The 23,603-nt window shown below is 67.7% G+C and carries 15 protein-coding genes and 7 pseudogenes; 9 read left to right on the forward strand and 13 right to left on the reverse strand.

Features of this window, described 5'->3' with window-relative positions; genetic code table 11:
• Positions 1-2 precede the first annotated feature (2 nt).
• A pseudogene (locus tag WME85_RS06110) lies at positions 3-374 on the forward strand (MFS transporter); the annotation flags it as partial.
• A 33-nt stretch (positions 375-407) separates the two neighbouring features.
• Positions 408-1,610 (forward strand): alpha/beta hydrolase, encoded by a 1,203-nt coding sequence (locus WME85_RS06115; protein WP_437836030.1) that lies wholly within the window; start codon positions 408-410, stop codon positions 1,608-1,610.
• Between the two features lie 626 nt (positions 1,611-2,236).
• On the opposite strand, the gene WME85_RS06120 is transcribed toward WME85_RS06115, so the two are convergent.
• Positions 2,237-3,145, reverse strand: coding sequence for a LysR family transcriptional regulator (locus tag WME85_RS06120; protein ID WP_437836032.1), 909 nt, complete (start codon positions 3,143-3,145; stop codon positions 2,237-2,239).
• A 101-nt stretch (positions 3,146-3,246) separates the two neighbouring features.
• On the opposite strand from WME85_RS06120, the gene WME85_RS06125 reads away from it, so the two are divergent.
• The 4 genes and pseudogenes from WME85_RS06125 to WME85_RS06140 form a co-directional block, all read left to right on the forward strand.
• Entirely contained in the window at positions 3,247-3,576 is a 330-nt protein-coding gene (locus WME85_RS06125; RefSeq protein WP_437308164.1) for a nuclear transport factor 2 family protein, read from the forward strand.
• Positions 3,573-4,361 (forward strand): SDR family oxidoreductase, encoded by a 789-nt coding sequence (locus WME85_RS06130; RefSeq protein ID WP_437308165.1) that lies wholly within the window; start codon positions 3,573-3,575, stop codon positions 4,359-4,361. Before WME85_RS06125 ends, WME85_RS06130 begins: the two co-directional genes overlap by 4 nt.
• 126 nt (positions 4,362-4,487) lie before the next feature.
• Positions 4,488-4,673, forward strand: a pseudogene (locus WME85_RS06135) (transposase); the annotation flags it as partial.
• A 12-nt stretch (positions 4,674-4,685) separates the two neighbouring features.
• Positions 4,686-4,770 (forward strand): annotated as a pseudogene (locus WME85_RS06140) (transposase); the annotation flags it as partial.
• Positions 4,771-5,125: 355 nt separating this feature from the next.
• Here WME85_RS06140 and WME85_RS06145 read toward each other — a convergent pair.
• A complete protein-coding gene (locus tag WME85_RS06145) occupies positions 5,126-6,451 on the reverse strand; it encodes a hypothetical protein (protein WP_437836034.1) in 1,326 nt (441 codons plus the stop codon).
• 152 nt (positions 6,452-6,603) lie between these two features.
• Here WME85_RS06145 and WME85_RS06150 point away from each other — a divergent pair, with 152 nt between their 5' ends.
• Positions 6,604-7,617, forward strand: coding sequence for a DUF4423 domain-containing protein (locus WME85_RS06150; RefSeq protein WP_437836036.1), 1,014 nt, complete (start codon positions 6,604-6,606; stop codon positions 7,615-7,617).
• A gap of 464 nt (positions 7,618-8,081) precedes the next feature.
• On the opposite strand, the pseudogene WME85_RS06155 reads toward WME85_RS06150, so the two are convergent.
• Positions 8,082-9,045, reverse strand: a pseudogene (locus tag WME85_RS06155) (trypsin-like serine peptidase); the annotation flags it as partial.
• A gap of 60 nt (positions 9,046-9,105) precedes the next feature.
• Positions 9,106-9,672 (reverse strand): annotated as a pseudogene (locus tag WME85_RS06160) (M60 family peptidase N-terminal accessory domain-containing protein); the annotation flags it as partial.
• A gap of 211 nt (positions 9,673-9,883) precedes the next feature.
• Here WME85_RS06160 and WME85_RS06165 point away from each other — a divergent pair.
• Positions 9,884-10,441: pseudogene (locus tag WME85_RS06165) on the forward strand (IS66 family transposase zinc-finger binding domain-containing protein); the annotation flags it as partial.
• A 645-nt stretch (positions 10,442-11,086) separates the two neighbouring features.
• Positions 11,087-11,296: pseudogene (locus tag WME85_RS06170) on the forward strand (LysR substrate-binding domain-containing protein); the annotation flags it as partial.
• A 3-nt stretch (positions 11,297-11,299) separates the two neighbouring features.
• On the opposite strand, the gene WME85_RS06175 reads toward WME85_RS06170, so the two are convergent.
• The 9 genes from WME85_RS06175 to WME85_RS06215 form a co-directional block, all read right to left on the reverse strand.
• Positions 11,300-12,892 (reverse strand): hypothetical protein, encoded by a 1,593-nt coding sequence (locus tag WME85_RS06175; protein ID WP_437836038.1) that lies wholly within the window; start codon positions 12,890-12,892, stop codon positions 11,300-11,302.
• A gap of 117 nt (positions 12,893-13,009) precedes the next feature.
• Positions 13,010-14,089, reverse strand: a complete 1,080-nt coding sequence (locus WME85_RS06180; RefSeq protein ID WP_437836040.1) for a hypothetical protein — start codon at positions 14,087-14,089, stop codon at positions 13,010-13,012.
• A 96-nt stretch (positions 14,090-14,185) separates the two neighbouring features.
• Positions 14,186-14,368: a hypothetical protein gene (locus tag WME85_RS06185; RefSeq protein ID WP_159397735.1), complete on the reverse strand. Its 183-nt coding sequence runs from the start codon at positions 14,366-14,368 to the stop codon at positions 14,186-14,188.
• 531 nt (positions 14,369-14,899) lie between these two features.
• Entirely contained in the window at positions 14,900-15,133 is a 234-nt protein-coding gene (locus tag WME85_RS06190) for a hypothetical protein (protein WP_437836041.1), read from the reverse strand.
• A gap of 434 nt (positions 15,134-15,567) precedes the next feature.
• Positions 15,568-16,593 (reverse strand): aldo/keto reductase, encoded by a 1,026-nt coding sequence (locus WME85_RS06195; RefSeq protein ID WP_437836043.1) that lies wholly within the window; start codon positions 16,591-16,593, stop codon positions 15,568-15,570.
• Between the two features lie 277 nt (positions 16,594-16,870).
• Complete coding sequence (locus WME85_RS06200) at positions 16,871-18,322, reverse strand: RICIN domain-containing protein (protein ID WP_437836045.1); 1,452 nt, start codon at positions 18,320-18,322, stop codon at positions 16,871-16,873.
• A 170-nt stretch (positions 18,323-18,492) separates the two neighbouring features.
• The gene (locus WME85_RS06205) at positions 18,493-19,578 is read right to left on the reverse strand and encodes a hypothetical protein (protein WP_437836047.1); all 1,086 of its coding nucleotides are present in this window, start codon (positions 19,576-19,578) and stop codon (positions 18,493-18,495) included.
• 228 nt (positions 19,579-19,806) lie between these two features.
• Positions 19,807-22,068 (reverse strand): M60 family metallopeptidase, encoded by a 2,262-nt coding sequence (locus WME85_RS06210; RefSeq protein ID WP_437836049.1) that lies wholly within the window; start codon positions 22,066-22,068, stop codon positions 19,807-19,809.
• Between the two features lie 432 nt (positions 22,069-22,500).
• The gene (locus tag WME85_RS06215) at positions 22,501-23,376 is read right to left on the reverse strand and encodes a sigma-70 family RNA polymerase sigma factor (RefSeq protein WP_437836051.1); all 876 of its coding nucleotides are present in this window, start codon (positions 23,374-23,376) and stop codon (positions 22,501-22,503) included.
• Between the last annotated feature and the right edge of the window lie 227 nt (positions 23,377-23,603).

Consider the following 23,603-nt stretch of genomic DNA (forward strand, 5'->3'; position numbering starts at 1 on the left):
TGATGCCGCTCTTCTGCCTGATGTACCTGATCGCGTACATCGACCGGCAGAACGTCTCCTACGCCAAGCTGGAGATGGTAGGCGCCCTGGGCCTCACCGAAGCCGCGTACGGCCTCGGCGCCTCGCTGTTCTTCCTCGGCTACTTCCTGTTCGAGGCGCCGGCCAACCTGTTCCTCGTCCGCGTCGGCGCCCGGCTCTGGTTCACGCGGATCATGAGCACCTGGGGGCTCGTCACCATCGCGCTGGGGTTCACCCAGAGCCCGGCCATGTTCTTCATCCTGCGCTTCCCGCTGGGCGTGACGGAGGCCGGGTTCTTTCCGGGCGTGATCTACGTCCTGACCCTCTGGTACCCCCGGCGCGAAGGGCGCCGAATTCGAATTTAGCTCTTGTACACATTGGAGGTCCTCATGCCCTTGAAGAACTGGCCTGCTATCGTTTCGCTCTCGGTCATCTCTGTCGTCCCCGCCGCGGTATATGCCAGCGACCCCGCCAATCTCCCCGTTCCGCCTGCGGGTTTCGATGCCAGGGACCCCAGCATTCCCCATGGGAAGTTGGACGTCTCCGTCAGCTATCCGACCCGAAACTACGGAATGCGGAAGGTGACGGTCTACATGCCGCCGGGGTATTCGACGGACCAGAAATATCCTGTCGTTTATCTGCATCATGGGATCGGCGGCAATGAGGTTTCCTGGATCGGCCGGGGGAGCGACGAAGGCAATGCTGACAACATCATGGATCATCTGTACTCGAAGGGGATGGCCAAACCCATGATCGTTGTGATGCCCAGCGGCAAGATGGACGGAGCGGACGATTTCGCGCGCTTCGCGAATTTCGGGGACGTCCTGCTCCACGACCTGATCCCCTGGGTCGAGACGACTTACTCCGCTGCCACCGATGCGGACTTGCGCGCCATCTCCGGCCTTTCAATGGGCGGGGGGCAGACCTTCAACTTCGGGTTCCCCAACACCGATGTTTTTCATTACATCGGACCGTATTCGGCTGCGCCCAATACCCAGATGCCAAGCCGGAACATCACGGATGTGGCTGCGGTCAAGAACAACGTGAAGCTGATCTTCATCTCTTGCGGCAGCACAGACGGCCTGATCGGCAATAGCGAAAATTATCACAAATTCCTGGACGAGAACGACATCGATCATATTTACCAGATCGAGCCGAATGAAGGCCATACCAAGACCGTCTGGAACCGCAGCTTCTACAACTTCGCCCAACGCATTTTCCTCGACGTGGGCGCGACGGGCGCCGGCGGGGCGGGCGGCGGCGGCGGGGCCGGCGGCGGCGGCGGGGCCGGCGGCGGCGGGGCGGGGGGGGCCTCGGGCGACGGCGGTAGCGCAGGGGACGGAGGTGGAAACGGCGGCGGCGCGCCCGGAGGTGATGCCGTCACGACAGGCGGTTCTCCAGCGACTGGCGGGCAGGTTTCGAGCAGTGGGAGCAGCGGCACCGACCAAGATACGTCCCCGACGGACGACTCTGGCTGCAGCTGCTCGGTCCCCGGGTCCAACCCCGGAACGCCGCCTTGGCACGTCGCGCTCTCCCTTGCGGCGATCGGAGCCGTCCTCTTCGGAGCGCGAGCAAGGCGGAATCGAGGCTGATCGATTGAGCGTCGCGTTGCAGTGCACTCGCTTCAACGCGGTCTGAAGGTTGCGGCGCTCGAGCGCCGCCTCCGTCAGCGGCGCCGGTTTCATGGACAGCAGCGGAAGGCACGACCGCATGGGCCTCGGCCCTCCAGCTCGGCCCAAGCCTGGTTCCTTGGACCCACGGGTCCGGTTCCGGCAGCGCGTACGGCTCGGCCCGAAGCCAGTTCTCGTCGGGCTCGAAGAGCTGGCGTGCCGGGCCGCGTGCTCCATGCAGACGATCCGCAGGCGCCTCGGAAGAGAGCTCCCTGCTGGTCGGAAGCTTTCCCAGGGGCCCCGCGCGAGGTGGTGCTGTCATTTGCCCAGAGAGGGTTCACATGAAGGCGGTAAGGCGGGAAGATCATTGAGATTTTCTTCCCGCCTTACCGCCTTCATGTTCAAATGACAGCACTACCCCGCGCGAAGTGGGGCTTCACACCGAAGGAGGCGAAGAAGATCGTCGCCTGGGTGAAGCGCAACGTCCGGCGGAGGCGATCCCAGGAAAGATCCTCAGCGTGAGGGGATGCCTCAGGGGGATACCGTCTCGCGAGTCCCGGATCGGGCGTGGCGCCGATGCGGGTCGCGCCTTGCCGCGACGGTCCCCGTCACGCGTACTTTTTGCCGCGCCTTCTACCTATCTTTAGAAAGTCGATCAGCACCTCGAGCTTGGGGGCGAGGTTCAGCCGGCTCGGGTAGTAGAGAAAATAGCCCGGGATGTGCGGGCAATACCCATCGAGCACCCGCACGAGTCGCTTCTCGGACACGAGCCCGCTCACCATGTCTTCGAAGACGTAGGCGAGTCCGACGCCCTCGACGGCGGCGTCTACCAATACCGATCCATCGTTGGTCACGACGCGGCCGTCGACGACCAGCTCGAACTCCTTGTCGCCCTCGACGAACTTCCACCGGGCGACTGCGCCCGTCGACATGCGCAGACCAATGCACTCGTGCCCGTGAAGCTCGCGCGGATGCGTGGGCTTGCCTCGGCGCGCGAAGTAGTCCCGTGAGCCGACGACCACGAGGCGCTGGTCCGGGCTAACGCGAACAGCGATCATCTCGCGATCGAGGCTGTGGCCGAGGCGAATCCCCGCGTCGAAGCCTTCGACTACGATGTTCGACAGCGCCTCCTGGAGACAGATGTCGATTCGGATGTCGGGGTACGCGGAGAGAAAGGCCGCGAGCTTCGGCTTGATGACGTCGTTGTAGCCGGTTCGGAGCATCGTCAGGCGCAACAGACCCGATGGGCGTCCGTTCATGGCCACGAGCGACTCGAACGCGGCGTCGATGCCGTCGAATGCAGGCCTGAGCTGCCCGATGAAGTGCTCACCGGCCTCGGTCAAACCGACGTTGCGTGTGGTTCGTTGAAGCAGGCGCACACCGACGCGCTCTTCGAGGGCGCGAACGATCTGACTAACGGCAGATGGCGTCACCCCCAGCTCGGCGGCCGCCGCACGGAAGCTCCGCTTTTCGGCCACGCAGAGGAGGGCCCGAAGCCCGGATAGGTCGTCACGCATTGTTTAGCCTGGCTACCTATAGCATGCACGATTCCGCGCGTTCTCTTTTTTGTTTGGCGAGACTAGTGTCTCCGAAGCGAACAACGCAGAGGAGAACACTCATGACGCCCGCACTCCCCAAGCCCATAGCCGCCTATGTCGAGGCAAACGCACAACTCGATGTGGACGGCATGCTGAAGCCTTTTGCCGCCGATGCGGTCCTCTCGGACAACGGAAAACGTCACGAGGGCCACGCCGAGCTGCGAACCTTGTTTGAAGACGAGGTGATCGCCGTCAAGGCGATCTTCACGCCGGATGCCGTTCGCCACGAGGACGGTCAGGTCGTGGTCGAAGGTCTTGCCCATGGCGACTTCAAGGGCAGCCCGATCCGCTTCACCTATCGCTTCACGCTCGAAAACGACGCTATCAAAGCACTGGAGATCACGATATGAACATCAAAGCTGATCCCGCGGAGTTCGCTGGAAAACGTGTGCTCGTGAGCGGCGGCAGCAAGGGTCTGGGCCGCGCCACCGTCGACCGCTTCCTGGCCGGGGGCGCCCGGGTGATCACCGCAGCCCGCGGAACCCTGGAGCCCATCGACGGCGTCGAGTTCGTCCGCGCGGATCTGACGACGGCCGAAGGCGGCGAGACCCTGGCCAAGGCGGCGCTCGAGCGTATGGGCGGCGTCGACATCCTCGCCCACGTGATCGGTGGCTCGGCCTCGCCGGGCGGCGGCTTTCTCGCGCTGACGGACGATCACTGGCTCGCCGAACTGAGCCTGAACCTCATGGCCACGGTCCGCCTTGATCGCCTCTTGGCTCCGCAGATGATGGAACGGGGTGCCGGCGCGATTGTGCATATCACCTCTATCCAATCCATCCTGCCGCTTCCCGAATCGACCACTGCCTACGCCGCCGCAAAGGCCGCGCTCAGGACCTACAGCAAGTCGATCTCCAAAGAGCTGGGGCCGAAGGGCGTGCGGGTCAACGCCGTCTCCCCCGGCTGGATCATGACCGAGTCGTCCGTCGACATGCTGAAGCGTCTGCAAGCCGCCAATGGTGGCACGGTCGAGGAGGCGCGGCAAGTAGTCCTTGATGCTCTGGGCGGTATCCCGATCGGGCGTGCAGCCGAGCCCGAAGAGGTTGCCGATCTCATTGCCTACTTGGCCTCGGATCGCGCCGCCGCGATCCACGGCGCCGAGTTCATCATCGACGGCGGCACCGTCCGGACCGTCTGACGTGGGCGTCTGCGCCGGGACGCTGTACCGGTGGCGGCATGATAGGCTGCACGGCGTTCTGGTGAAGGACGATCCGGTCCCCCGGGACCGGTGAGCGCCCGCCCAACTCCCTCCTTCGGAGGCGAAGTGAGCCGCAGGCGAACGAAGACTCCGCGCTCGCGCTGGGTCGAGGGGCGACGCGGCTATCTCTTCCCTGTGCAGGTCCCCGGCAAGCTCTTCCGCGGCAAGTTGCTCGCCGCGCTTCGGCAGGCCTATGACGCCGGAGAGCTCGACCTGACCGGCGGGGCCGCCGCGCTGGAAAACCCCGCTGCCTTCGCTGCGCTGCTCGACGCAGAGGAGTTTCTGCGTCGCTTCCTGCTGCACGTGCTGCCGCATCGCTTCGTGAAGATCCGACACTTCGGCTTGATGGCTGCGTGTCACGCCACCACCACGCTCGAGGTGGCACGCACGAGGATCCTGGTGGCAAAAGACGCAGGGCAGCGCGCTGTCGGGGGAGATGAGCAAAGCAGCGAGCACCAGTCGACCTTGACGACGCGGCGCGGAGAGGGCTGGTGCTCGTGAGAGCTGCCTTCCCGGTGCACACCGCGGCTCGCCCTACGCGACCGCTGATCGCGCCGCGTCGCCCGCCTCCGTCGCGCCCACATCATCCGTAGCGGCCGAGCCAGGCGCGCGTCCTTTCCGCGCCTCCCGAGACGATCCGGGCCCGCCGCGCGAGGCGCGCAGCGGCCCGAGTCATTTCGCGGAACCGAAACCGCGCCGGGCGCTCAGGGCGACCAGGTGCCGCCGCCGAGCTCGGTGATGTCGATGCCCTCGCACCCGCCGCCGGGGTTCGAGGCGGGATCGCTCACGCACTCGGGCACGGTGAGGCCGAGCACCTCCAGCGCGCCGGTGCTGCTGCCGCCGGTGAACGTGCCGCGCACGGTGGACGACGCCTCGTCGTAGCCGCTCACGTCGAAGCCGGTGATCCCGTACGTCGCCTCGAAGTCGTCGGGCGCGACGCCGCGCAGGTACACGCTCTGGAACGAGGCGTCGACGAGGCGCCCCTCGGCGTCGGCGAGCGCGTACACGTCGACGTCGGTCTCGAGATCCACGCGGCCGTCCTCGGTCACGAGGTGGAGGCGCGCCGGGATGCGCACGCCCGCCTCGTCGAACTCCCCTCCGAGCGACACGCATGCGACGTCGTCCGCCGCCTCGAGCGACAGCGCGATCCGCGTCGTCGTCCCGTGGTCCCAGGTGAACGTCGCCGCGACCTCGGCGTTCTCCGCCAGCACGTCGGCGGCGGAGAACGCGAGCAGCGCGGTGTCGAGGGGCAGCGGCAGGCCGCCTCGGTCGCACGTCTCGGCGGTCGGCCACGACGCGAGCGACCGGAACCCCGCGCCTGCCACCTCGCCGTCCGAGTATTCGAGCCACGCGTCGATGGATCCCCACGAGGCGCCAGCCGCCATGCCGCCGCGGATGGTGAGATCGGCCAGCGCCCAGCCCTCCCTCTGCGGCGTTAGGACCAGCGACCCGGAGAGCGCGTCGAGATCGAGCTCGGCCTCGAAGGCGACGTGGCGCGGATCCGACGACGAGAGGACGGCGGGCACCGTCTCCGCGAGCGCGCCGCCGCTCGTCGCGATCGTCAGCTCCACGTCGATCTCGATGCGGCTCTTGCACAGGTCGCCGGCGATCGCGGGGCCGCCTTCTATTTCGTCGTTCGACTCCCGGGGCCGCGACTCGACGAACCGGATCGCACCGCCGCCGTGGGCGACGTTGATCGTGATCTCGCCTTCGCCCTGCTCGGGGCCGGCGTTCACCATGTCGTCGGGGGGCGCCCACACGATGGGGCTCTCGAACGTCCCCTCGGCCTGGGCCAGCACCTCGCCGGCGGTGAAGCCGAGCGCGGTGGCCTCCTCGAGCGAGCCGACGACGACGGATGTCTCCTCGCAGGCGCCTTCGTCGGTCCCGGCGGTGTCGTGACCGATCTGGCCGCCGCCCCGGGGGGCGGTGCACGCCGCCGCGAGGAGCGCGGCGACGACGAGGAGACCGCGCCCACCGGCGCGAGCGGACGAGCGACGAAGCGAAGACGAGCGACGAAGTGAAGACGACACGGCGACCTCCCGGGCGCGCGCGTCACGCGGCGCCTCATGCGGTTCGAGACCAGCTGCGATCACGATGCTGTGCCTCGACCCCGTCTGCCGCAAGGGACGTTTCGCACATATCGTGTGGTCATTCGGCCCTCCAATGTGCAAAACACAAAGACATGAACAACCTCGATCTCGACGTCCTCGCGAGCGAGCTCCTGCGCGCCGTGCGGGGAAAACGCTCGCAGCGCGCGTTCAGCCGCCGGCTCGGGTACCGCACGAACATCGCGTACACGTGGGAGTCGGGGCGCAGCTTTCCGACGGCGGCGAAGGCGTTCGCAGTGGCGGAGCGGGCGGGGGTCGACACCGCCGCCGCGATCGCCCGCTTCTTCGGCGCCGCGCCGCCGTGGCTCGCGCGGGCTTCGCTCGGAACCCCGGAGGGCGTGGTGCAGCTCCTCGGCGAGCTGCGGGCCGGGCGCACCATCGTGGAGATCGCGCGGAGCGCGGGGCGGAGCCGCTTCGCGGTCGCGCGCTGGCTGCAGGGCGACGCCGAGCCGCGCCTGCCGGACTTCCTCCGCCTCGTCGACGTGTGCTCGCTGCGCCTCCTCGACTTCCTGGCGACGCTCGTCGACCCCCGGACCCTGCCGAGCGCGCGCGCGGCGTGGAAGCAGCTCGAGACGCGCCGGCGCGCTGCCTACGAGGTCCCGTGGTCGCAGGCGGTGCTCCTCGCGCTCGAGCTGCGCGCGTACGAGGAGCTGCCGCGGCACCGCGACGGGTGGATCGCCGAGCGGATCGGCATCACGCCCAAGGAGGAGCGCGAGTGCCTCGCGCTCCTCGAGCGCACCGGACAGATTCACCTGGTCGGCCGCAAGTACGCGATCGCACCGTCGCGCACGGTGGACACGCGGCGCGATCCGAAGGCGGCGCACCAGGTGAAGGTGTGGTGGAGCCAGCGCGCGGTGGAGCGGCTCGAGCTCGGCGCGCCGGGGCCGAGCTCGTACAACCTGTTCACGGTCTCCGCGCCCGACCTCGAGCGCCTGCGCGAGCTGCACCGCGCGTACTTCCAGCAGATGCGCGCCATCGTCGCGGCGTCGCAGCCGTGCGAGCGGCTCGTGCTCGCGTGCGCGCAAATGCTCGACCTCTCGGTCCAGCCGGCGCCGGCGATCAGCGGCGGATCGCCAGCACCGGCGTGAAGACCGCGCGCCGCCGGGCGACGGTGAGCTCGGTGCCCTGGCGGGCGTGCTTCCACTTCACGGCCCCGAGCGCGAGCACGGGGCCCATGCCGTCCAGGGGGTGCGATCCGTCGTCACGCCCTGCCCAAATTCCCGGGCATCCGACGGATTGCGACGGTTCACCCCCGCGGAAGAGTCCCGCCAGAAAGACAGGCCGTTGACGAGCGGTCGACGGAAACAGCAGCCGTCGGGCGGCGCGCCGCCCGCACGCGCCGGCCCGGCGACGACCTGGTCCTGGACCAGGTCGTCGTCGCTGGAGCCGAACCGCATGTCGAGGCCGCTCCCGTACACGTAGCGGCGCAGCTCGCGGCCCAGCACAGGTCGACGATTGCAGGCTGTCGCGCCCCTCGGCCCATCCCGGCGCGGCCCGTCAGGCGCCGCGCGGGCGGGGGACCTGACGGGTGCCTCTGCTCGGATCACTCCGAGCAGAGAGGGGCGCTCTCGTGGGAGGCGCAGAACTCCTCGATGGCCGGATACACATAGGTGATGCTCTCACCGCCGCATCCGTCCTTGGGGCAGGTGTTGACGACGCGGCAGCTCCCCTTCTTCACGTAGTCTTTCTCGCCGTCCACCAGGATGCCGGCCACGGTATAGTCCACCGTCTCGTAGACCCCCGAGCCTGAGTTGCCCTCGAAGGTGTCCGTGGTGGCCACGAAGAAATCGAGGACATCTTCACGCGCATCGCGCATCGCGCACCGAGCCGCCCGAGTCGATCTTCAACGGGATACCACTGCCGCTGCCGATGACGGCCACCTTGCTGCCCTTCGCCAGCGGGGTGTTGCCTTTGCGCACCGGGGCTGGCGTGAACCGAGGCGCCGCCGAGCGATCGAGGCGGATGATGGCGTAATCGAGCTCCTGGCCGCCGACGGTGCCCTCCTGCCGCGTCACGATGGACTGACACGAGAAGATGTCGTCCGTGGTCACGGTCTGCAAGACACCCTCGCTCGGCCGGTAGTAGTTGAAGACGAAGCGGGTGCCGGCGCAAACCTCTGCGCTCTCGACGCAATGGCCGGCGGTCAGCACCAGGTCGTCGTCGATGAGCGTACCTGAGCAACCCGCGGCCGTGGGATCGTTCCGGAAGCGCTCGGTGCTGCAGAGGTCCTCGGCCTTGCCGAGGGTCTCGGACTTGAAGGTGACGTTGTCGGGGTCCGAGGTATCGATCACGTCCGGCGACATGAGCGCCACGGTCGACAGCTGCGCTCTTTCCCTCAGCGTGGCGTCCGTGTGCTTGTACACATCCCGCCGGCTGTCGCTGCCGTAGACGACGCCTTCCTCCTGGCTGTCGATGGCTTGAGCCTCGTCGAGATCTCCCTTGTCCGCCTCCTCGGCCACACAACCGATCCAAGCAAGCGACGTAAATGCGAGCGCAACAGCAAGCCTCGAGTTCATGTAAAGGTCTCCTGGTACAGTACGGGACGGCCGAACGGTCCACGGCGTTCCGGCGGGGATCGCCGCGAGATCGGCGTCGGCGTCGAGGATCCGATCCCAGAGATCGAGCACCGCAGCGGGATCGTCGAGCGCGGCGATCGCCGACGAAGGGACCGTGATCGAGAGCCTGTCGGTCGCGATCTCGGCCCACGGCCCAGGCTGGCTCCGCTCCACGTTCCTCCACGCGTCGGCGGTCGTCTTGCCTTTCTGGAAGAGCGGTGCGCCCACCGCACCCTCGATTGTCACGGTGATCGGCCCGAGCTCGCTCCCGGCGGGGACCCGGACGTACACGAGCCCTCCAAACGCGCTCGCCGCGTCGATCTCGGGCGCGTCGAGCGGATAAGAACGCGAGAGCGCGGGGAAGCGAGACCAGGTGTCGCTGTCCCACACCTGGTCGGTGTGCGCGCCCAGGAGCACATCGAGCCCTCTTCCGGCGGCGGCGGCGTCGATCTTCACGTGGATCTTCTTGCCGGCGGGTGCATAGAGTCCCGTGCTCCGCCACACCGGCTCTGTCGGCGCCGCGGGCCCGAAGCGCCTGTCGCGACCGGCGTAGTCTCCGTCGACGGTGATCGTCTTCGAGATCGCCATCGCGCCAGCGGGCACAGCGCCGGGGAAATCAGCGGCGGAGGGGTGCTCCTTCACGTCGTCGGGCGGGGACTCGTCGGCGTACTTGTGATCGATGTGGACGACGGCACGCTCGACGGGGTGATCCTTCGGGGAGAGGGGGCTTTCCTCGGTGGGGACGACCGGGCCGACGCTGGCTTTCAGGACGTTCGCCTCGGTGAAATCCGCGCGCCACGTGACCAGTACTCTTCAGTCCCAGGCACAACTCCCCGCCGATCTGGCGGATGTACGGCGCAAGCTCGAGCAGCTGGCGGCCGCCGGGCAGCTTCCGGAGCTTATCGAGCTGGTGCTCGGGCTGCTGCTCCAGCTGCGCGACAAGAATACCGCGCTCTCGGCGAGGCTCGCGAGCGCGCTGCGCGAGCTGTACGGCCGCAAGAGCCAGCAGGTCTCGACCGAGCAGCTGATGCTGATGTTCGCAGAGCTCGGGGCGGAAGCGCCGCCGGGGGCGACCGGCTCCGAGCTCGGCGCGGACGCTCCGGCGCGGCCGGAGCAGGGGCTGGTGCCACAACCCCCTGAGCCGCCGAAGCCGCCGCGAGGACGGGGCGGGCGCGCGCCGCTTCCCGAGCACCTGCCGCGTGAAACGCGCGTGGTGCCCGTTTCCGAGGCGCGGCGGACGTGCCCGCAGTGCGGCGCGGACAAGAAGTGCATTGGCCATCGTACGAGCGAAGTGCTCGAGTTCGTTCCTGCGCAGTTCAAGATCATCGAGGAGCCCCGCCGCCGCGCTTTCACACCGTCAAGTACGCTGGCGTGCTCGCCTCGGCAAGTCGCCCACGTCGGCGCGCAAGCGCATCGGACCGCGCCCTGCGAAGCCAGAAGAGCCTACGAAGGCGGACGAAGACGCCGCTTCGAAACGCAAGCGTGGCGGCTATCGGGCGGTCGACAAACCGCGCCGAGCTCTTGCGCCGCACATTTGCGATCGACGTCCTCGAGTGCCCAGCTTGCAAGGGGCGGATGAAGCTCGTCGCCATGGTGACCGAGCCAAGGAACATCGCCCGCTTCCTCTCCGCGCTCGGCGAGCCGACCGATGTTCCAGCACGCTCTCCCAGCGTCGACGCGGCGGCCGCCGTACTGGGGGTTCGGGGCGCAGGGCGCCGCAGGCGACCCGGAGCCCCGAGCGTTGAAGAGCACCGTTCTGCGCCGCAAGGCGCCCGGTGACGCCGCATAGCGTCTCGCGACGCGCCTCCCGGGCCAGACCAACGCCCGGACGGACACGTGTGCCCACGGCACGCCGATGCGCCCCTGGCGCGCTCGGCGCCGCCCGGACCACGCTCTTTCGACCCAGGACCGAGCCATCACGACGCTCGCGGTCCCACCCTTTCGGGTTGCTGCGCACCACTTCTTCGCGCTGCGATCCGGCTTCTTTTACCTACGGGCTCCGCTCCTCGCGGCGTGCCTCGCAGGCCAAGGGATCGCGCAGGTGATCGAGCTCTACGTGCGCGAGCACCTGGCCGACGGACGGCTGGTTCAACTGCTCCCGGAGTGGGCCGAGGAGACGTATCCCCTCTACGCGTACCATCACTCCGCGCAGCTCATGTCGGTCAAGGTCCGCGCGTTCCTGGAGTTCGTCGTCGCGCTGACACGCGCGTAGCGTTCAGTGCGTCGTCGCGCCGCCGAGCGTGGGGACCGCCTCGTCGCTCTCCACCGCGAGCGCGGCCGAGGTCGTCGGCGTGGAGCACGTGTTCCCGTCCGCGTGCGCCGCGAGGAAATCCTCGAGCACGCCCTCGCGGTGCGGGAGGAAGAAATCGGTGAGCGCCGTCGAGAGCTCCCCGTCCTCCCGGACATGGACGAACCGGAGCGCCGTATCCTCCACGGGCCACGTCACGTTGTTGCCGAGCGAGTCGCCGGCGCTCAGCTGGTGGCACCCGGCGCACGACTGGGTGGTGGCGCGGTTGGCCACGTCCGCGGGCGTGAAGACGCTGTCCCGCCCGAGGCGCACGAGCTCGGCCTGGATCCGGTCGCGCAGATCGAGGTTGAACTCCGGCAGCAGCTGATTCAGGTAGTCGTTGCTGTTGTCGACGGTGCTCTGGCCCGCGTTGTAGAGCGCCTCCCTCGAGTTCTTGAGCTGGATGTCGTTGATGTCGCCGCTGAGGGTCGTGAGCTTGTCGACCGACTCGAGGAAGTCGTCCATGAACCACGTGTAGCGGAAGTCGCTCTGGTCGAAGGTCGTGCTGAACAGCTCGCCGAAGGGGTTCTCCTTCACCGTGACCGGCTTGAAGGTGAGCCGATTCGCGCCGTTCGCCCCGTCGGAGGTCTTCGCGATCTTGAACTCACGGAGCTGCCAGACCTGGCCGGGCTGGGCCTGCCCGGGGGCGCCGGGGTTGCCCATGAACTGGTTGGTGCGGATCTGGCCCGTGCCGCGGCGGCCTCCGGGGCCGTGGACCGCGTCGGCGAAGTTGTCCGGGTGGAGCACCGGACCGAAGCCGGCGTCGAGCAGGCCGACGGTGAAGAACGTCTCGAGCTCGTTGGCGCGCTCGGCCGCGTCCAGGGTCGAGAGGCGCGCCCAGAACTCGGCCACCGGGAGGCATGCGGCGAGGCCGCATTCGGGGTGGGGGTTCGGGAGCTGGGCCTCGAAGATGAACAGGTTGCGGTCGGCGATGCCGGCCGTCTTCTTGGCGTAGACGATCCGGTACTCGCCGCAGTGCGAACCGTCTAGCGGCGCCAGATCGAAGCGGTTCACGACCGCGATCGGCTCCACGAAGTCCGGCGAATCCTGGTCGAACGGATCGCTCGTGGCGAGGCGGCCCTCCCTCCGGGGGCACGAGATCGGGTAGCCGTTGAGCGCGGGAAAACCTTCGCTGTTGGTCTGGTCGTCGCAATGGATGGCGTCGGGGAACTGAGCTCCAACGGACTTGTTGAAGAAGTCCCACCAGCGCCGGTAGAGATCGAGGGCTGTCTGTTCATCGAAGGTCCCGGCCCTCATGATGAGCTGATTGAGGACGAACTGGAGCGGGAACCGGGTCATTGCTTGCGGGTCGGTGACCTTCGTGAGGATCAGCGATCGCAGCGGCTCGATATCCAGCGGGGCCGACAGCGCCTGCCGGCGCTCCGCGGCGCGCTCCTCGGCGTCGATGCCGGCGACCTCGCCGGGCGCGCCCGCGTCGCCGCACGCGGCCAGAGAGGCGGACGCCGCGGCGCACATGACCGCCGCGGCAAACGGGAACCTGGAGGCATAACGAAGGTGCATGAACACTCCTGTGGAGTAGGGTGGACCGGGGTCGATAGCGGGATTCATACCAACGTCGCTCGCGCCGAGCTCGGCCACCGCCGGTGCATGCGCGAGCGCATGCACCGGCGTATCGCTTCACGGATTGTAGTCAGGATTGTAGTCGCAGAGGCAAACTGACCATTCATTCTCCGGGGGGGTCCACCAGGTCCCCGTCCAGCTCGACTCGGTCCAGGGGACGTTCCTCCAGATGTCGCACACCTGCCGGCACACCTGCGTCGCGTGATTCGGGTCCCAGATCGGCGCAACTTTCTTCTCGACGGCGCCGTCGGCGGGTATCTTGATCTGAGCCGAGGTATACCCAGGGATATCCCAGGCCTCGCTCAGGCGACCTCCCTTGAACTGGCACGTCGTGTCGAAGTGAACGAAGGAGCTGCAGGCAGGGTCGCTCAGGCAGGAGAGCGCGCACCCCTCGAGGTCGAGCCCGAGCTGGGTCTTCCAGATCTCTCCGGCGAGGACCTTCCCCTGGCCGACGTCGAACAGATCAGATGGAGTCTCTTCGAAATAGGCACTGCTCGCAGCGCTGAACAGGTAGGGGTAGTCGAGGTGGTTCAGCCGGTTGTGCGGGTAGTAGTCGCCATTGCACATGATGTTTTTCGTAGGCCATAGCGACGGGCAGTCGGAATGCGGCATGCCGAACGTATGCCCGAGCTCGTGGCCGATGCTTCCGATTCTGCCCAGGTCCCCCTCCTCGGCTCCATCGATGATCCACTTGGGCATGACGGCTGCGCCGAAGCCGGCGGCCGCCCCGTTGCCGTTCACGCTCGAGATGTCGGCCTCCAGGAAGATGATGTACTTGTGGTTGGCGTCCCCCGTGCAGGCGTCAGGGTACACGTCCCTGGCCACGTTGCAGGCGTTTCCGAGCCAGTACCACTCTGCCAGGGCGCCGTGATAGTCGTTGGGGTTGGTCAGGAACCAGTTCACGTCATGATGGCTTCGAACCGTCACGACGTCGTCCGTGGTCATCGTGGCGCCGTAGTTGTGCCATGTCTGACGGTTGTGCTCGACGGCGTTCGCGACGAGAGCGGCGCGGTCACTTCGCTGCGCGTCGCTCGGCACGACGTAGAGGACACGAACACTCTTTGTGCTCGCTTGGGCACTCGCCGTGGCGGCGAGAAGCGTGGCTCCGAACATGGCGAAGGCGAATGTATTTCTCATGGTGTCTCCTTTACGAGGCGTGTGATCTCGCACGATGTGAGGGCTCGCGTGGGCAATCACGGCTGGCCGAGAGGCGAGAGGCGAGAGCTTCCATCGTCATTGCTTGGCGCTGCCTGGCGCTGTCCAACGGTGTTCAACGCTGTTCAAATCCATTTCAGCGACGTTTCTGTCTAGCGGATCGTATTCAGCGACCGCCGTGCGCAGGTATTTGTTGCCAGGGTAGTTCTCGGCGGCTTGCGTGTGCGAAGTGCCCCACCACCAGGCGAGGCCGGCGCTCACGAGGCCTCCGCCGGCCTGCATGAAGGCGCCGCGCTCGCGGCGTCCGAGCTCTCTGATCCTGTCGCATCGTGGGCGGGCGAGCACGCGAGCGGCGCCGACGCGAGGAGGGCGGCGGTGGCGAGGAAGGAGGAGAAGCGAGGGCGAGCAGGTCGTGAAGGCGTGCCCATCGGTACCCAGCGAGGAGAACGCGGCGCGCGGGTGATCGCGTCGTTCTTGATGCTCTTCGATTGCATGATGCTTCTTGTTGTTTTTCTCGGCGATTTCGCCGATTCGTCTACAGCGCTCCCCCCCGCGGTGTGGCCAGATCCCTCCCCTCGGGAGGAGGACCGGGGCCCACATCGCTCTGCCCACTTGAAGGTCACTGCGACGTGGACGGAGTCTCAAAAATAGTTTGGCGAGGGCATGGCTACCCCGACGGCCGCAAACGTCGTTCGCGCGCGCGGGGCTAGCTTTTGTCTCCCGAGACAAGGCGGCACCCCACGTGCGCTACGCGAAGCGCAGCCCTCCCGCCGTACGTTTGCGAAAGGAGCTCTATTCGCGGAGGAGCGAGGCGACGCTCACGTCGAGCCGGCCCTGGATCAGCCTGGCCAGGCTCGCGTACTGCGACTCGGTGAGACCGAGCTTGGCGACGAGCGCTGCGCGCGTGAACTCGCGCAGCGCCTCGCGCGCGCCCGCAAGCCAACGCGCCGCCGTGGCTCGCCCGACTTGGTAATGCGCGCCAAGGACGTCGATGCTCAGGCCGTCGCCCCGCGGCGTCCGAGCCATCTGCCCCTCTCGGATCGCCGGGGGGCGCGCACGCGAGGGGCGCCGACGCGAGGAGGGCGGCGGTGGCGAGGAAAGAGGCGAGGCGAGGGCGAGGAGGGATTGGCGGCGCGCCCCTCGGTCGGCTGCGAGGACGACGCGGCGTGCGGGTGATCGCGTCCTTCTTGATCCTTTCCGGGTGCATTTTTCTCGTCACGCTCTATCGGCGACGTGCGACGTGCGACGTGCGACGTCGCCGAACGGTCCACAGCGAGCCCGAGCAACAGCGCGAGGGCACGGCTGCGCGCTGGGCAGCAGCCGGCGGGCGGTTGGCTCGCCGCGCGCCAGAAGCGCCAGCAGGACTCGATCCGCGCCGGGGCGAGCGCGCGGCCGTAATGCTCGCCGCGCCGGCTTCCTGGGCGCGCTCGAGGACCTGAGGCCTGTGGGGATGAGGGCCGCTACTTCTGCGTCAGATACTGGTTCTGCCACGCCACCATCCAGCCAGGGTATTCGGGCGTGAGCGCGCTCGCCTCGTCGAGCTGCTGGATGTGCTCGGGCGAGAGCGTGACCTCCGCGGCGGCGAGGTTGTCGGCGAGCTGCTCCCGCGTCTTCGCGCCGATGATGACGCTGGTGACGAAGGGGCGAGTCAAGTGCCACGCGAGCGCGACGCGCGCGACCGAGAGGCCCGTGGCGCCAGAGACCTCCCGCAGCGCGCCGAGCACGCGCGGCAGGCGGGCGCGGTCGACGGGCGGGAAGTCGAAGCTCGCGCGCCGCGCGCCGTCGGGGCCACCCGGCTTCTCCGGATCGAACTTGCCCGACAGCATGCCGCCCGCGAGCGGGCTCCAGGGGAGGATCGCGATGCCCTCCGCCTGCGCCATGGGCACGATCTCGCGCTCGATGTCGCGCCCCGCGAGCGAGTAGTAGACCTGGGCGCTCTCGAACCGCGCGAGGCCGTTCGCCTGCGCGAAGCCGATCGCCTTCATGGCCAGCCACGCGGGCAGGTTGCTGAAGCCGACGTAACGGACCTTGCCCGACCGCACCACGTCGTCGAGGGCGCGCACCGTCTCCTCGATGGGTGTCACGGGATCGACGCCGTGGATCTGGTAGAGGTCGACGTGATCGAGCCCGAGCCGCTGGAGGCTCGCGTCGATGCTCGCGAGGATGTGCGCCCGCGAGAGGCCGATCTGGTTCACGCCGGGGCCTACGCGTCCGCGCACCTTGGTGGCCACGACGACCTGCTCGCGCGGCCGGCCGAGTGCCTTGAGCGCCGCGCCGACGAGCTTCTCCGACTCGCCTTCGGAGTAGACGTCCGCCGTGTCGATGAAATTGACGCCGCTGTCGAGCGACGTGCCGACGATGGCCTCGACCTCGCTCGTGCCGAGCGCGCCGATCACTTCGTAGAAGCCCTTCCCGCCGAACGTCATGGCGCCGAGGCAGAGCTCGGACACGTAGAGGCCTGTCTTCCCGAGGAGCTTGTATCGCATCGTGCTTTCTCCCTTGTGTCCGGAGGGGTAGGTCTTCGAGCGCGCTCGAAGTCAAGGGCTGGCCGGCAAAACAAAACGTGGCCAGGTGCGCCCCCTGATTTCGAGCGCGCTCGAGCTTTTCGCCTCAGCACCCGCTAACGGCGGAGCGCCTCGCAAAACAGCGTTCTACCGCGGTAGAGCCGCTTGATAGCTGTACCCTGCTGGCGCTCGCGGACGACAAGCCGCTCTGCGCCGCGCCCGATGCCGCTCCGCGACCCCCGGGACGAGCGCTCCGCATTCACGGCGCAAGGCGCAGCCTGGCCGTAACCGGAAAGTGATCCGACGGATAAAGACCGTCTCGGCTCGTGTGAATGATCTGGGCCTCCAGCACCTCCACGACCGGCGTCGGGTTGGCGAAGATAAAGTCGATTTTTGCTCCGGTCTTGTCCCCGCGAAACCCGTTGAACGTGCCGACCTCGGTCGCGCTGGGGTACAGCACGCGGAACGTGTCCACGAACCCCGGAGGGGCAGGCACCGGCGCGCTCCCTCCACTTGCGCGCGGCGCATCTCCCTTCACGTAGAGGACCGCCAGGTTGCTCTCGCCCACGTTGAAGTCACCCGTGAAGATCACCGGGTCAGGGTGGGTCCGCTTCGCTATCCTGTCCGCTATGAGCTCCACGCTCCGGGCGCGCGACGGTTGGGACTCGTGATCCAGGTGCGTATTGAATACATAAAAGCCGCGGCCGGAGCTCCTCTCGACGAGCCTCGCCCATGTGCAGATCCGTACGTAGAAATTCCCCCAGCTCCTGGACCCAGGCACCTCCGGCGTGTCAGAGAGCCAGAACGTGCCGCTCTCGCCCACCTCGAACCGGTCCGCGGAATAGAGAATGGCAGAGTACTCGCCTGCTCCCATTCCATCGTCACGGCCGACGCCGAGCTCGGAATACGGAAGCGCGCCGTGAAGATCATCGAGCTGCGATCTGAGCGCTTCCTGGACCCCGATCACATCCACCGTCGCATCCCTTATCACCCGGTAGACCATATCGCGGCGATTGGGCCAATAGTTCACGCCGTCGCCCGGGATGCTTACGCGGAGGTTGAACGTCATGACGCCGAGCTCCGTCGGCTGGATCGCGCCGGCTCCGCCCGCTCCACCCTCACCACCTGTTCCGCCCGCGCCCGTCGATGCGCTGCCGCCGCGCGCCTGGAATGTGAAGCTCTGCGCATCGGTGCCGTTGCACGTCCAGAGCTGGACCTTGGTGCCGTCCGCAGTCCCATTGCCGGCGATGTCGACGCATTTGCCGCTGCGCGTGTTCCGGAGGCGCGCGTAGCCGCCTGCCAGAGCGTCGATGTAAAACGACTGGGCACCCGTACCGTTGCAGGTCCACTGCTGGATTGGGGTCCCGTCTGCAACGCCCGCGGAGGCCACGTCGATGCATTTGCCGGAGTTCGTGTTGACGAGGCGGAAGGCGCCGCCGCTCGTGCTCTCGACGCGGAACGACTGGGCGCCCGTACCGTTGCAGGTCCACTGCTGGATTGGGGTCCCGTCTGCGGTGCCCGCGGAGGCCACGTCGATGCACTTGCCGACTCCCTTGCGCACCAGCGCATAGGTGGTGCCGGCCGTGACCGCGGCCAACGTGGTATCGTCGGTCTCGGTGTCGGCCTCGGTGGTCGCGGGGGTCATCACACAACCGAGGTGCAGGAAGGTCAGGGAGGGAATAAGTATGGGGCTCAACCGTTGGATACGCATGCTCCTCTTTCCTACGAGAGATGTCGCGCTCGTATGCTCGCAGCCCGATAAGCAATGACGTGTGGTCGCACAACCATCACGTGGTCATGACGTCCAGAACTTGCGGCGCACAACGGTGCTTTCCCAGTGCGGTGGTCGCCGCGTGGACGCTGGGAGAGCGGGTGGCGCGACTACCTGCAGCTCGCGCAGCAATTCGTGAGCATGTAGTCCGGGTTATTGCTGCACTCCCCGCTCGCCGCCCAGGCGCTGCAGCTATCGTTGCTGTCCGTGCACTGATTGCCGGCGCTCTCGCAGCTCGCGCAGCAATTCGTGAGCATGTAGTCCGGGTTATTGCTGCACTCCCCGCTCGCCGCCCAGGCGCTGCAGCTATCGTTGCTGTCCGTGCACTGATTGCCGGCGCTCTCGCAGCTCGCGCAGCAATTCGTGAGCATGTAGCCCGGGTTATTGCTGCACTTCCCGCTCGCCGCCCAGGCGCTGCAGCTATCGTTGCTGTCCGTGCACTGATTGCCGGCGCTCTTGCAGCTCGCGCAGCAATTCGTGAGCATGTAGCCCGGGTTATTGCTGCACTCCCCGCTCGCCGCCCAGGCGCTGCAGCTATCGTTGCTGTCCGTGCACGTCCCCTCACCGCCGCCGAGGAAGGCGTAAGCCTTCTTGAAGCCCTCCACGTCGAGCTGCGAGAGGACCGGCAGCTGCAGCAGGTAACAGTAGTTCATGATCGACGTGGCGTCGTAACCGGTGAGCAGGATGCCCACGCCGGTGAAGTCCTGGGCGGTGTGGCAGGCGCTGTCGCTTCGGTCCTGCTCATGCCGGAAGCCGAGCACGTGCCCCATCTCGTGGGCGCTGACGAAGGTGTGATAGGTGTCGTCGCCGAACGGGTAGGTGTCTCCGAGGAACTCGGAGTCCATATGGATGCCGAGCGCGGTTCCGTTGACGCGGCCCAAGCCGGCGTGGCCCCCGGTCGGCGTATCCTCGTTGTAGCGAATGGGGATCGCGCCGGCGACGCAGCCCTCTCGAGCGGTGAGATGGAGAACCCCGACCGAGTTCCAGGTGCGGTTGATGGCCGAGGTGAACTCGACTGTACGGCGCCTCCATCGGGTGATGAGCTGTGCCTCGGTCCGCACCACCGAGCGCACGCTCTCCGGCATTTCTCGGAGCGTTGGCTCCTCGAAGCAGTACACCAGGTCGCGGGACTGAAAGAGACCGCTCGTGTTCGTACCCTGTATCAGGTTCTGATCGAGGAAATCCCCATCTTCCATGTCGGTCGGCGGCTCGGCGACGCATCCGGCGAGTCCGAGGGCGGTGGTCAGTCCGAAGAGTCCAAGAGAGATGTGTCGCGTGAACATTGTCCTTTGTCCTTGTATGGCATTCAGTATGGAAGAGCGGGACGCGTGGCGTCTCCGCGACAGCCGCGCCATCGCTGCGCACTGCGGCTTGTAGATTCGTTGCGTCCTCGCCGGAGCGAGCGCCGCGAACGGAAATTTGATTCAGGGCATCGGGTTGTCCTGCCAGGCGGGCAGGTCGCCGATCTGCGCGAGCACCGAAGGCGAGACAGGGAACCCCCACGCCGTGAAGAAGGGGCCGAGATCCTTGTTCACTGCCAGCGAGAAGCGCAGCACCCAGCGGTCGATCTTGCCCTGATCGTCCGTCGGATCCGCGTCGGGCGCGTCCGCGTAATACTGCGCGAAGACCTGCTTGAAGGGCGCCCAGCCAAAGCCCTCTTGAAGCTGGAGGTACGTCTCGAGCGCCGTCCACACTTCCCAGTCATCCGCGAAATTGGCCCCTCCCGCCAGGTAGTCCTGGACCCGCTTGGCCCGCTCCGCGGGATCGAGGTCGGGCACCGTGCTGCCACGAGGGATGTTGAGCACGTTCTCGGAGGCGTAGACGCTCCACAGGTTGACGCTCGCCTCGGTCGAGCCCGGGAGCATCCAGGGATCCCACTGGTGGTTGTGGCCGAGCTCGTGCAGAGGGCCCCAGAAGCCCGCCTTGACCGAGGCCAACGACACCAGATCGCCCTGCACGTCCAGGTGCGCCATGATTGGGTATCCCGAGTGCATGTATCCGGCGCTGAGCTCGCGATCGACGAGGATGCGCTCCGCGCGCGGGCGGTCGTGGGGGATCGCCGCGAGATCGGCGTCGGCGTCGAGGATCCGATCCCAGAGATCGAGCACCGCAGCGGGATCGTCGAGCGCGGCGATCGCCGACGAAGGGACCGTGATCGAGAGCCTGTCGGTCGCGATTTCGGCCCACGGCCCAGGCTGGCTCCGCTCCACGTTCCTCCACGCGTCGGCGGTCGTCTTGCCTTTCTGGAAGAGCGGTGCGCCCACCGCACCCTCGATCGTCACGGTGATCGGCCCGAGCTCGCTCCCGGCGGGGACCCGAACGTACACGAGCCCTCCGAACGCGCTCGCTGCGTCGATCTCGGGCGCGTCGAGCGGATAAGAACGCGAGAGCGCGGGGAAGCGAGACCAGGTGTCGCGATCCCACACCTGGTCGGTGTGCGCGCCCAGGAGCACCTCGAGCCCTCTTCCGGCGGCGGCGGCGTCGATCTTCACGTGGATCTTCTTGCCGGCGGGTGCATAGAGTCCCGTGCTCCGCCACACCGGCTCTGTCGGGGCCGCGGGCCCGAAGCGCCTGTCGCGACCGGCGTAGTCTCCGTCGACGGTGATCGTCTTCAAGATCGCCATCGCGCCAGCGGGCACAGCGCCGGGGAAATCAGCGGCGGAGGGGTGCTCCTTCACGTCGTCGGGCGGGGACTCGTCGGCGTACTTGTGATCGATGTGGACGACGGCACGCTCGACGGGGTGATCCTTCGGGGAGAGGGGGCTTTCCTCGGTGGGGACGACCGGGCCGACGCTGGCTTTCAGGACGGTCGCCTCGGTGAAATACGCGGTGAATGAGAGGGGGAGAAAGTCGATCGCGAAATCGACGGTGTCGGCGGCGGTGTCCAGCTCGACCTGGGGGAGCTGGGCCCCGCCGGAGGCGTGTTCGACGAGGAGTGAGAGCGCTTTGCGGGCGTGGAGCAGGTCCGGGAGCGCCACCTCGGAAATCGGCTGCACGCCGCTGTCGGAGACGACCGTGGTGACGCCGATCCCCGCCGTGCGCAGGTATTTGTTGCCAGGATAGTTCTCGGCGGGGCGCGTGTGCGAATAGCCCCACCACCAGGCGAGGCCGGCGCTCACGAGGCCTCCGCCAGACTCCATGAAGGCGCTGATCTTCTGAACGTCGGCGTCGCTATAGTCATTGGACGTGTCCGTGCAATAGACGTCGATCCCCGAGAGATCGGAGGGCCCCCTCGTCTCCACCGTGAAGCCGCGCTGTGTGAGGAACGCAGCGAGCTCGTCGAGGCCTGGCGCGACGCCGACGGTGGGTGTCTTGCCGGGAGCCATCCACGCGAGCGCGTTGAGGAGCAGCGTCGCCGAGCCTGGATCGGTCGTGAGCATGTCCCCGATGAACGCATCGTGGCCATACTGCAGCGCCTTGCCCGCCCCCACGCGCGCGGCGGCGATGACGGCGTGGTGGGAGGCGTCGACCGCGACGGGGAAGGCGGTGTCTCCATAGACCACCAGCGCGGACGGGAGCGAATCCCCCATGTCGATCGACGTGACCCCTTGCGTGAGCGCGGCGTGGTCCTGCGCGGGGAGGAACTCGCACGCAGGCGGCGCGCCCGCCACGTTCTGACACGCGAACAGGGCGGGATCGCCACAACCCCCGTTGTCGGTGAGGCACTCGTCGATATCGACGCACACGCCCCGCTCCCACCGATAGCCTGGAGCGCACATGCCCGCGCCCGCGCTCGCGGCGTCCGAGCCATCTGCCCCTCTCGGATCGCCGGGGGGCGCGCACGCGAGGGGCGCCGACGCGAGGAGGGCGGCGGTGGCGAGGAAAGAGGCGAGGCGAGGGCGAGGAGGGATTGGCGGCGCGCCCCTCGGTCGGCTGCGAGGACGACGCGGCGTGCGGGTGATCGCGTCCTTCTTGATCCTTTCCGGGTGCATTTTTCTCGTCACGCTCTATCGGCGACGTGCGACGTGCGACGTGCGACGTCGCCGAACGGTCCACAGCGTTTCGCGGTGGTGCCAGACCCTTCCTCCGCCAGGAGGGCCGGGGGCTCACACCCGCGTGCCTACCGGGAAGTCACCGTGAGGCGGACGAAGTCTCAAAAATAGTCTGGCGAGGTGTGCCTACTCGCGGAGGAGCGAGGCGACGCTCACGTCGAGCCGGCCCCGGATCAACCTGGCCAGGCTCGCGTACTGCGACTCGGTGAGGCCGAGCTTGGCGACGAGCTCCGCGCGCGTGCCCTCGCGCAGCGCCTCGCGCGCGGCCGCAAGCCAGCGCGCCGCCGTGGCGCGCCCGACCTGGTAATGCGCGCCCAGGACGTCGATGCTCAGGCCGTCGAGCAGGTGGAGGCGAAGCAGCGCGCGTTGCTTCGGCGAGAGGCGCCCCATCGCGACGCGCACGGCCTCTTCGAACTCGGCCTTGTAGCGCGCCTCGAGGTAGGCGGCCTCCACGTCGACGGAGGCGGCGATCTCCCGCTCCTCGTCGAGCGGGGTGCTCGCCATGTCCGCCTTGCGCCGCCGCAGGTTGATCGCGGTGCGTACCGCGATCACGCGCAGGAAAGTCCGGAGCGGCGCGCGCCCCGCGTACCCGGCAATCTTCGGCGTGGCCGAGGGCGGCGCGCTGAAGAGGCCCTCGAGGACCACCTGCCGGAGGTCGTCGGCGAAGGCGGGCGACGGCTCGACGCGGGCCGCCGCGCGCGCGATCACCCCGGAGAACTCCCGCTCGAACGCGGCGTGCGCACCCGGTACCCCGAGGACGCAGGCGCACGCCAGGTAGACGTCCGCCGCGAGCGACGGAGGCGGCAGCGCGCCGCCCGCGGCCGAGCAACGCTCGCCGAGGTAGCGCGCCAGCGCGGTCGCCTCGACGACGATGGCCGGGAAGGCCGCCTGCCCCGCCTCGAAGAGCGCCGCGATCGTCGCGCCGGGATCGGCCTCGGGCATCACCCCGCCCCCGCCGAGGCCCGCCGCGAACGCAGAGGAGAGACCGCTCGATCGATCCACCTGCGGAGCATGGCTGATGTCGGCGCGGGCCGTCAAGAAGGCGTGTCGCCTGACAGTCCCGCTCCGTGTGGTAAGAGTCGGGCACCATCGAGCCGACGTCGGACTGCCCCACGGACAACCAGCTCGCAGAGTACGCCGCGTATCCGTCAGGTTTCGAGGCGATCGCGCACCACATCGACGGATGTGCGGTTTGCCGCGTCATCGTCGCTCGGCTGGCCGAGCTGGAG

The organism is Sorangium sp. So ce1153, from assembly GCF_051521595.1.
Classification (GTDB): Bacteria; Myxococcota_A; Polyangia; order Polyangiales; family Polyangiaceae; genus Sorangium.

Coding starts and splice junctions, on each gene's coding strand:
- WME85_RS06190 (WP_437836041.1), bottom strand. CDS start 15,133: ATGGCTCGGACGCCGCGGGGCGACGGCCTGAGCATCGACGTCCTTGGC.
- WME85_RS06200 (WP_437836045.1), bottom strand. CDS start 18,322: ATGCGTATCCAACGGTTGAGCCCCATACTTATTCCCTCCCTGACCTTC.
- WME85_RS06180 (WP_437836040.1), bottom strand. CDS start 14,089: ATGAGAAATACATTCGCCTTCGCCATGTTCGGAGCCACGCTTCTCGCC.
- WME85_RS06195 (WP_437836043.1), bottom strand. CDS start 16,593: ATGCGATACAAGCTCCTCGGGAAGACAGGCCTCTACGTGTCCGAGCTC.
- WME85_RS06125 (WP_437308164.1), top strand. CDS start 3,247: ATGACGCCCGCACTCCCCAAGCCCATAGCCGCCTATGTCGAGGCAAAC.
- WME85_RS06150 (WP_437836036.1), top strand. CDS start 6,604: ATGAACAACCTCGATCTCGACGTCCTCGCGAGCGAGCTCCTGCGCGCC.
- WME85_RS06175 (WP_437836038.1), bottom strand. CDS start 12,892: ATGCACCTTCGTTATGCCTCCAGGTTCCCGTTTGCCGCGGCGGTCATG.
- WME85_RS06115 (WP_437836030.1), top strand. CDS start 408: ATGCCCTTGAAGAACTGGCCTGCTATCGTTTCGCTCTCGGTCATCTCT.
- WME85_RS06120 (WP_437836032.1), bottom strand. CDS start 3,145: ATGCGTGACGACCTATCCGGGCTTCGGGCCCTCCTCTGCGTGGCCGAA.
- WME85_RS06205 (WP_437836047.1), bottom strand. CDS start 19,578: ATGGAAGATGGGGATTTCCTCGATCAGAACCTGATACAGGGTACGAAC.
- WME85_RS06130 (WP_437308165.1), top strand. CDS start 3,573: ATGAACATCAAAGCTGATCCCGCGGAGTTCGCTGGAAAACGTGTGCTC.